Origin of the sequence: uncultured Caldilinea sp. (assembly GCF_937128415.1) — a bacterium.
In the GTDB taxonomy this organism is placed as follows: domain Bacteria; phylum Chloroflexota; class Anaerolineae; order Caldilineales; family Caldilineaceae; genus Caldilinea.
Genome location: NZ_CAKZMJ010000089.1, coordinates 42,901 through 50,989, shown reverse-complemented (window position 1 = coordinate 50,989; position 8,089 = coordinate 42,901). Strand labels below are relative to the sequence as shown.

At 58.1% G+C, this 8,089-nt stretch carries 6 protein-coding genes; 2 read left to right on the top strand and 4 right to left on the bottom strand.

The window, feature by feature from the left end; translation table 11 throughout:
* On the bottom strand, positions 1–662 hold a 662-nt coding region (locus Q0367_RS17265; RefSeq protein ID WP_298983776.1), incomplete at its 3' end, for a hypothetical protein.
* 282 nt (positions 663–944) lie between these two features.
* Positions 945–2,486, bottom strand: coding sequence for a mercuric reductase (locus Q0367_RS17260; RefSeq protein WP_298983774.1), 1,542 nt, complete (start codon positions 2,484–2,486; stop codon positions 945–947).
* A gap of 321 nt (positions 2,487–2,807) precedes the next feature.
* On the opposite strand from Q0367_RS17260, the gene Q0367_RS17255 reads away from it, so the two are divergent.
* Together Q0367_RS17255 and Q0367_RS17250 are read left to right on the top strand one after the other, a co-directional pair.
* A complete protein-coding gene (locus Q0367_RS17255) occupies positions 2,808–5,357 on the top strand; it encodes a sugar-binding protein (RefSeq protein ID WP_298983772.1) in 2,550 nt (849 codons plus the stop codon).
* 45 nt (positions 5,358–5,402) lie between these two features.
* Entirely contained in the window at positions 5,403–6,125 is a 723-nt protein-coding gene (locus Q0367_RS17250; protein ID WP_298983770.1) for a TVP38/TMEM64 family protein, read from the top strand.
* A gap of 105 nt (positions 6,126–6,230) precedes the next feature.
* On the opposite strand, the gene Q0367_RS17245 is transcribed toward Q0367_RS17250, so the two are convergent.
* Positions 6,231–6,827 (bottom strand): hypothetical protein, encoded by a 597-nt coding sequence (locus Q0367_RS17245; protein ID WP_297633419.1) that lies wholly within the window; start codon positions 6,825–6,827, stop codon positions 6,231–6,233.
* Positions 6,824–7,960 (bottom strand): AAA family ATPase, encoded by a 1,137-nt coding sequence (locus tag Q0367_RS17240; protein WP_297633421.1) that lies wholly within the window; start codon positions 7,958–7,960, stop codon positions 6,824–6,826. Before Q0367_RS17240 ends, Q0367_RS17245 begins: the two co-directional genes overlap by 4 nt.
* Positions 7,961–8,089 lie beyond the last annotated feature (129 nt).

Below are 8,089 nucleotides of genomic sequence, written 5' to 3'. Positions count from 1 at the left end.
GGAACCGTGCAAGCCCCTGGCTTGAATTCAAAACGATCGATCTGCTGACCACCCTTGGCCTGCACTCTCATCACCGCATTCGGGTCAAAAGTTCCTGCGATCGTATACACGAACAGGTCTGACTCACCGTTGGCAATGCCTGCGCCGACCGTCTCAAACTTAATGCTATAGAAGGGATTGTTGGTCGGGTTTTCGACCTTATACTGGCGGCCTGTCGCCGATGTGTAGATAGCTCCATTTGCCGGCGCGATTGCTTTCGATTCTTTCGACAGCTCAAAAGCCACGTGGCTCAGGCCGAATTTGCATCGATTGGTCACGCGCCAGGTCAGCGTCGTCGTGTTCTCCGAGGCGTTGTATAGGACGCTGACCAACTCGACTGTGTAGCATTCCCCCTGGCATCCCGCTGCATCGGGGACGAGGGCCTTTAGCTCAGCTGAGGACGCGGTTTGCACTAAACTGAAAGCTGTCGAGGCCCCGGCGTTTACGAGCGGCAAAAAGACATTTGTCGTCGCCGCAGCCTCGCGCACCGCTGTATCGGCGGGAGACGCCGGAGCATTTGTCACCGCCTGCGCTGCAGCAGGCGTCAGCATTGCCCACACAGCGACAAAGAATAATACTATAACCAGAACAAATGTTCTAATCATTTTTTCAGACACGCGCATACCTAAACCCTCCTGCCCTTTCATTCCAGCAGCCTGGACTAAAACTTACTTATTGTTTTGTTTGTGAGTATGGATGGAATTGTCGCGATGAACGGGCTACAGGGGCGGCGATGAACTCGGCGATGTTTTCCCGCAAATGGTTGGACTGAGTCGTTTCTTCACCATAACTTGACCGTTTACCACCTTACTCAAAATTTATCTACTGCCAGTTTACAAAAGAATTGGGTGAAGATAACTTTCAGCTCCCTGTCACGTTTTCTATTAATTTTTGCTTTCTGCGCGTTATCGGCGTCGCCACTCGAACCATTTTTTGAAGAGTTTTGCCACCAGCGGCGTCAGCCGCGTGCGATTGTAAGCGTCGGCCACTTTGCGGATGGCTTCCGCTTCGGTGGGATAAGGATGGATCACCGTTGCAAGATGGCGCAGGCCTAGCCTCCCGTGCATGGCGACGGTGATTTCGCTGATCAGCTCCCCGGCATGACGACCGACGATCGTGGCGCCCACAATGGCGTCACTCCCTTTCTTCACATGAATCTTGACGAAGCCCTCGACCTCGCCGTCGGTGCGGCTACGGTCGGTCTCTGCGAAGGCGTGCGCAAAAGTCTGCACGCGGGCGCCGGCTTTTTCAGCCTCCCAGTCGTACATGCCTACGTGGGCCACCTCGGGATCGGTGTAGATCGCCCAGGGAATGATGAGATCGCTCAACTTTTGCTTGGGGCCGGGGAAAAGGGCGTTCCGCAACGCCATGCGCGCGGTGGCGTCCGCCATGTGCGTGAATCGATGCGGGGAAGCTACATCGCCCGCTGCATAGATGTCTGGATTGGTGGTGCGCAGCGCGTCGTCCACTTCAATGCCTTGTTCGGTGTAGGCTACATTGGCCGCCTCCAGGTTCAGCCCTTCCAGGTTGGGCGTTCGTCCCGTCGCCACCAGGATTTCATCGACAACCTTCACGTGCGTTTCTCTATCGAGTCGATACACCAGCTGTCTGCCATCATCGACGGGAGCGATCTGGAGGATTTCAGCGCCCAATGCCAGCGCAATTCCTTCGCGCTCGAAAACGCGACGAAGCAACGCGGCGACGTCCTTGTCTTCGCAGCCTGACAGTCTCGGCAGCGCGTCGAAGAGCGTCACTTCGCTGCCGAAGCGACGGAAGGCTTGCGCCAGCTCCGCACCGACTGCGCCTGCGCCGATGACAGCAAGGCGCGATGGCAGGTCGGTGAGGTTCCAGATCGTTTCGTTGGTGAGATAGCCGGTCTCGGCCAGCCCCGGGATCGGCGGCGCGGTCGGTCGCGAGCCGGTGGCGAGCAAGGCTTTGCTGAAGGTCAATGTCTGCCCACTCACCTCGACGGCATGCGCTCCTGTAAAATGCGCTTCGCCGAAGAAGACGTCGACGCCTAGCCTGGCCAGGCGATGCGCCGAATCATGTTCGCCGATCTCGGCGCGCACGCGACGCATCCGCGCCATCACCTGGGAAAAATCGACGCGCACTTCTCCCACCTGCACGCCAAAGCGAGGAGCGCGGGCGATCTCTCCCGCCACCCTGGCCGACCGGATCACCGCCTTGGAGGGCACGCAACCGACGTTGAGACAATCGCCGCCCAGAAAACGCCGCTCGATCAGCGCCACTTTAGCGCCTAGCCCCGCTGCGCCGACGGCGGCCACCAGCCCCGCCGATCCACCGCCGATGACGATGAGATTGTATTTGCCGGAAGGTTTGGGGTTTTTCCAGTCGGGCGGACGAACGTTGGCGAGCAGCCGGCGATCGGCGTCGGCTGCTGCAGCTCCATCAGGATGCCCGCTGTAAGTATGTGGGATGTGATGCATGAAACGCTCCGCGCCAATCAATATGGATGACGATGTCTGCGTCAACCTGGTCTGCGTAAACGGTGAGGGGGCATGGTTTCACCCGTTCAAACGATACGTCAGTTGTTGGATGTGCTCTGTGGGGGAGTCTACGGAGCGGGCAGTGGAAGGGAAGCAAGGGGCCGGGGGCAAAAGCGAGCGTCTCGGAGAAGCCGCCCTCAGAGGAAATCAACTGCTCCACCATCCCTGTTTGCGCTCCTGGAAAAGAGATGCGTGCTTGGCAAAGGGACGGGAAGGCGATACGATATAGGCAGTCCGTGTTTTGGCGCAAAGGGGGAAAAGATGAAAGACAGATGCGCGCATCGCAGGTTGCTCTTGTGGGCTTTTATCGTCTCTATCTTGCTGCCCGGCTTTGCGTCGGCGTTCTCTTTCTCGAGGTCGAACAGCCCGATGTCGTCCGATGACTTGATCTTGCCGAATTCGCTCGATCCCGCCCCAACGCCTGTCCCACATCCGTTGCGCGATGGAATGATCAATCTTGCGCATCTGCAACACCTGACCGAGATCGTGGAGTGGAACGGTGAGCCGATCGCGCTTGTGCACATTTACTCCGAGGCGCCGAACTACGGGTGGGTGGACGCATCCGGCGAGGGGATCGCCTGCGTGGACGACGTCGCCCGCGCGGCGTTGGTTTATCTCCTGCACTACCGGCGCACCGGGGATGCCCATGCGCTCGAGCTGGCGCGTGCGGCGCTCAACTTCGTGCTCTACATGCAGGCTGAAGATGGAGAGTACTACAACTTTGTGCTGGACCGCAGCGGCGCCATCAACCGCGACGGCCCCACCAGCTTCAAATCCTGGAGTTGGTGGGCGGCCAGAGCGCAGTGGGCGCTGGCGAGCGCCATCTCCGTCTTTCGAGCGCTTGACCCTGACTACGCCTCGCGCTTGGAAGAGGCCTACCTGCGCGGGGAGGCTGCGCTGGCTCGCGCCATCGGGCCGGTCGGCGCCTATAATCAACTGCACGGCGTTCCCGTCCCCGCCTGGTTGATCGGCAACGGCTCCGACCTGAGCGCGCTGGCGGTGATCGGGCTGGCGACCTATTACGAAGTCAACCCGAACATTCGCACCCGCCACCTGATGACCAACCTGGCCAACGGCATCGCCAACTATCGTCTGGGCGACAACCGGCGCTACCCATTCGGCGCGTTTCCCTCCACGACCACCTCCACTGCGCTTTGGCACGCCTGGGGAAGCCATCAGGTGCATGCGCTGGCGCTGGCCGGTCGCCTGCTCGGTCGCCAGGATTGGATCAAGAGCGCCCAGGCGTCGGCGGATGGCTTTTATGTGCGCCTGCTCGCCACCGATTTTCTCAACGAGATGCTGCCGCTGCCGATGCGCCGCGGCCAGATCGCCTATGGCGTGGAGGTAATGACCGCCGGCTTCTGGGAGCTGTTCCAGGCCACAGGCGATGAAAAATATCTGCGATACGCCGGCTTGAGCAACGCCTGGTTTTTTGGCAACAACATGGCCGGCGTCGCCATGTATGACCCGGAGACAGGACGAACGTTCGACGGCATCGACGGGCCGACGCCCTTCCGCGTCAATCGCAACGCCGGCGCCGAGTCCACCATCGAGGCGCTGCTTGCGCTGCTCATGGTGGAGGATCATCCGTTGGTCACGCGCTATTATCAGGCCAGGCCGCAGCGTTCGCACGTCGGCCAGATTGTAGAGGCAGAAAACGCGCGTCGCATTGCCGGCGCCCCCGTCTACGGGCGTCGAGGCTGGACCGGAGAGGCGCGCTTTTCCAACGACCGCTTTTATGCGCTGCGCCGCGGGGATGCGATTTCGGCCACGCTTGAAATCGAGGAGGAAGGGCCGTACATCTTCTACGCATCACACCTCGTGCGCGCTGCGCCCAAACCGGAGCGAGTCGTGCAGGCAGCCCACACCGTCCAGCCCATCCAGATCGATGGCGACCTGGCCGAGTGGTCGGAGGCGCAGTGGGTGAGCGTCGACCGTCCGGAGAACATCCTGCGCGGCGCGAGCGCCTGGCCCGGAGCGGAAAAGGCCAGTTTTCGGCTCGCTTTTCTCTGGGACGAGGCGAATCTGTACGTGGCCGCCCAGGTGTTCGACGAGCAGCACGTCCAGCCGGAGGTCGGCCCTTCGGTGTGGCGAGGGGATGCGCTCTGGCTCTATTTCAACCTGCTCGGCGACCGTCGCAGCCTCGACGCCAAGCTGACGCTGGCGCAGACGCCGATGGGGCCGCAGGTCTGGAACTGGCGGGCGCAGGCGTTTCAGCCGCAAGCCAGGCTGGCCTGGGCGGAAACGGAGCACGGCTATCGCTACGAAGCCGCCATCTCCTGGAAGAGCCTGAACAACTTCGATCCTGCAAAGCGCTCCCGGCTCTATTTCGACGCCGGCATGGGATTTGGCCTCAGCGGTTTTATCAACTGGTCTGGGCTTGACCCCGATACGCCGTCCAACCTCCTGCCGCTGGAGCTTGTGACGAAGGTCGATCCGCTTCAGGCGGAAGCAAGCGCCCGAACTGTTTCTCCGCTGGACGTCGCCTTTTCAGTCGCTCTGACGCCGGCGGGGGAGGCGTCAGCGCAACCGCTTCATCAGGCCATCGTCGCTCAGGCCACCTCGCCCGATCGCGACTACCTCTGGCTTGACTTGGTGTTCGATGCGCCTGTGGACTTGAAGGCGGGCAAGTATGACCTGCGAGCGGCGTACGCCGGCCTCAGAGACGAGATGGAGGCCGTGCTCGACGCCTTCTGGGTGCTGCCTCGCCGCGCATGCAAGGTCTTTGATTTCCCCGCCGAACACGATCTCCGCACTTTGCGCCTCTGTCATGACTTGTGGGACGGCGAGACGCAGTGGGAGGAGCAGTAGGTGCCCTTACAGCGCAAAACAGGCAAAGCCTGGATAATCCAGGCGATGATGCGTTCCTCTTGGTGGGTCAAGCACCGACGAAAAGTGGCGGTTGCAGCCATTTGGGGCGGCGCGCTGGCTGCGTTGCTTTTTCTCATGCGCGCAAACGATCTGAATCTTGCTGAATTGGCGCTGAGCGTCGTCCTGTGGGGACAGGTCAGCCCGTTGGCGCCATGGGTGTATCTTCTCCTTTACGCCCTGCGTCCGTTGACGTTGTTTTCTTCGGTGGCGCTGACGCTTGCAGGCGGCTTTCTCTTCGGTCCGCTGTGGGGCGTCTTCTGGACGGTGATCGCCGCCAATCTTTCTGCGACTGTAGCCTTTTTTATCGGGCGCGCTTTGGGGCAGGAACTCCTGACCGAGGCCGCCACGGAGGGGATGATGCAGCGCTATGCGTCGCGCATGCGCCAGAGCAGCTTTGAAACGGTGTTGATCATGCGCTGCGTCTTTCTTCCTTATGACCTGGTGAGCTATCTGGCCGGGTTTTTGCGCATTCGCTACGGGCCTTTTTTGCTGGCCACGGCGCTCGGCTCGATTCCAGGCACCCTCGCTTTTGTGTGGATGGGCGCTTCGCTTGCGCCGGAGGACCTGTCTCGTCTTTTCTTGAACGGTGAGCTGCCTGGCCTCGACTGGCGAATGGTGGCGCTCTCCGCCGCGATGTTTGTAGTCAGCGTGGGCGTTTCTAAGCGTTTCAAGGGACGTGAAAGGTGGAATGCGTCTAAGGTTGTTTGACAAACTGTCTCGAAAATGGTTTGAAAATTATGCCGATGCTTGAGAAAAATTGCCAGTGTTTAATGTATGTTTGCAATGAAGGCATCACTCGTAGCAAAAAACAATTTATCTATGCAGCGCCTGAAGTCGTGTAATAGCGCGTTGTAAACTTGGAGCGCTCAATTTCGCCCGTTCCACATCCCATGTTTGGAAGACAAACTTTTGCAGCGCCGCTACATATTCTGGTCCGACGAGCGCAGACACACCCTTGGCTGGCGTCAACGCTGCACGCACAGATTTCTGGGGCGATTTACGGGCGAGATTTACCAACGCTTGTTTAGGATTGATTAAAGTTTCAGGCATCGTTGGGAGCAAGGTGGGTGAAACGCCGAGAAAGGCTGCTAATCCCTCCCGATCGGCCAGCAGCCAGCTTTCAATCATAGGGACAACGACGCGGAGCAGCAGGTTGGTGCAAGGTTGAGGAAGCCAAGTTGTCACCACCGCAGGCGGACACTCCAAACCAGTGTCTTTGAAGTCTACTAACATCAAAATTGGGTTTCCATAGCGCGCTTTCACCCCGAACCCTTGAGCTTTTAAGCGAAGATAATTGACGCCTTTCTTCCCAAAACTGTGTCCTGGTGTGTGTCCACAATGCTCGATTAACCGACGAGCGACGGTTTCATCTAATAAGCCTTCGACTAAAATGTCAACCACCAAAGTCATGGAAATTCGAGCACCATTTGATGTGCGTTGGCGGGCGCTGTTTTCGGCATCAGGACATCGGCTGCAGTCAATCCTGCGCTCATCGCTTGACGGTCTGCTTCATCAGCATGACGTAGCAACGTGCCTTGGGCGCTTGGCTCCAAACGGAGCACTTCTTCTGGAGCGATGCCAGGATCGCGGAGAATCTCTTCGGAGTGCGTAGAAATAATAATTTGACGCGGCGTCTTGCGGTTCCGGTTAATACGGTGAAAAATGGCCGGCAACTGACGCACCACTTCGGGATGTAGAGAAATTTCCGGCTCCTCTAGTAACAAAGGACCATCCCCTTCAAAGATGGTCCATAACAACCCAAGCAAACGCAGTGTGCCATCGGAGAATTGGCTTTCATTCTGTTTGGCTGCATGAATCCGCCAATGAGAATATTTCCCAATAAGATGAGGCGCGCCGGTGTCATCCATTTCAACGCTCAGATCCGTAAGCTGAGGAACGGCATGACGTAGCGCTTCGGCAATTTTGCGTAGTCGCGAGTCGCGCGTTTTCGATGGAGTTCGCCAAAGGCGCAATAAAAAGTCGCGACCAAAGGGGTCGTCCTGAATCGGAAGCGGCGAAAAACTGCGCGGGTCGCGCACAACCTGAGGCAAAAGATGCTGATATGAAATGGACTTGAAGAAAACAGCCACTTCGCGAAAATCCTGATTTGCCGAAATCTGCTCCAGTGCAGTCTGGGTTAATAACTCAGGATCTCGCTCATCAGCCTCATTGGGGCGCTGAGTAATGACTTTCTCATGGCGTTTTACGACTTCTTCACGCACCACCGGGCGACGGTTGTTGTCCTGATTGAACGAAAGGCGATATGTCCAGATCGGTTGATCTCGCTCCGCCAGTTGCATCTCGATATCTATGTTACTGTAACGCGTGGCAGCCAGGCAACGAATCATCGAAACGCCGCCGCGTTCGTCATCGACAGCTTTCCTTAGTCCATCGGTGGCCACATCGCGCAGGAACCGAAAGGCATCGAGCAAGTTTGATTTGCCAGATGCGTTTGGTCCGATGACAAAAGTGCGCAGCCTGAGGTCGGCCTCAGCTTCTTTGAAATTTTTCCAGTTTCGTAGTTTGACGTGACAGACATACATACGCAAAGCATATCATATCATATAATGAGAGTAACCACGATCTCACAGCACACCCGGAAAATCTAAGGGAGGTGGGCGCCTCATATAGGAGTCAAAAAGATATAGGGTTGATTAGACAAAACTATCTCA

Coding starts and splice junctions, on each gene's coding strand:
- Q0367_RS17260 (WP_298983774.1), bottom strand. CDS start 2,486: ATGCATCACATCCCACATACTTACAGCGGGCATCCTGATGGAGCTGCA.
- Q0367_RS17255 (WP_298983772.1), top strand. CDS start 2,808: ATGAAAGACAGATGCGCGCATCGCAGGTTGCTCTTGTGGGCTTTTATC.
- Q0367_RS17250 (WP_298983770.1), top strand. CDS start 5,403: ATGATGCGTTCCTCTTGGTGGGTCAAGCACCGACGAAAAGTGGCGGTT.
- Q0367_RS17245 (WP_297633419.1), bottom strand. CDS start 6,827: ATGACTTTGGTGGTTGACATTTTAGTCGAAGGCTTATTAGATGAAACC.
- Q0367_RS17240 (WP_297633421.1), bottom strand. CDS start 7,960: ATGTATGTCTGTCACGTCAAACTACGAAACTGGAAAAATTTCAAAGAA.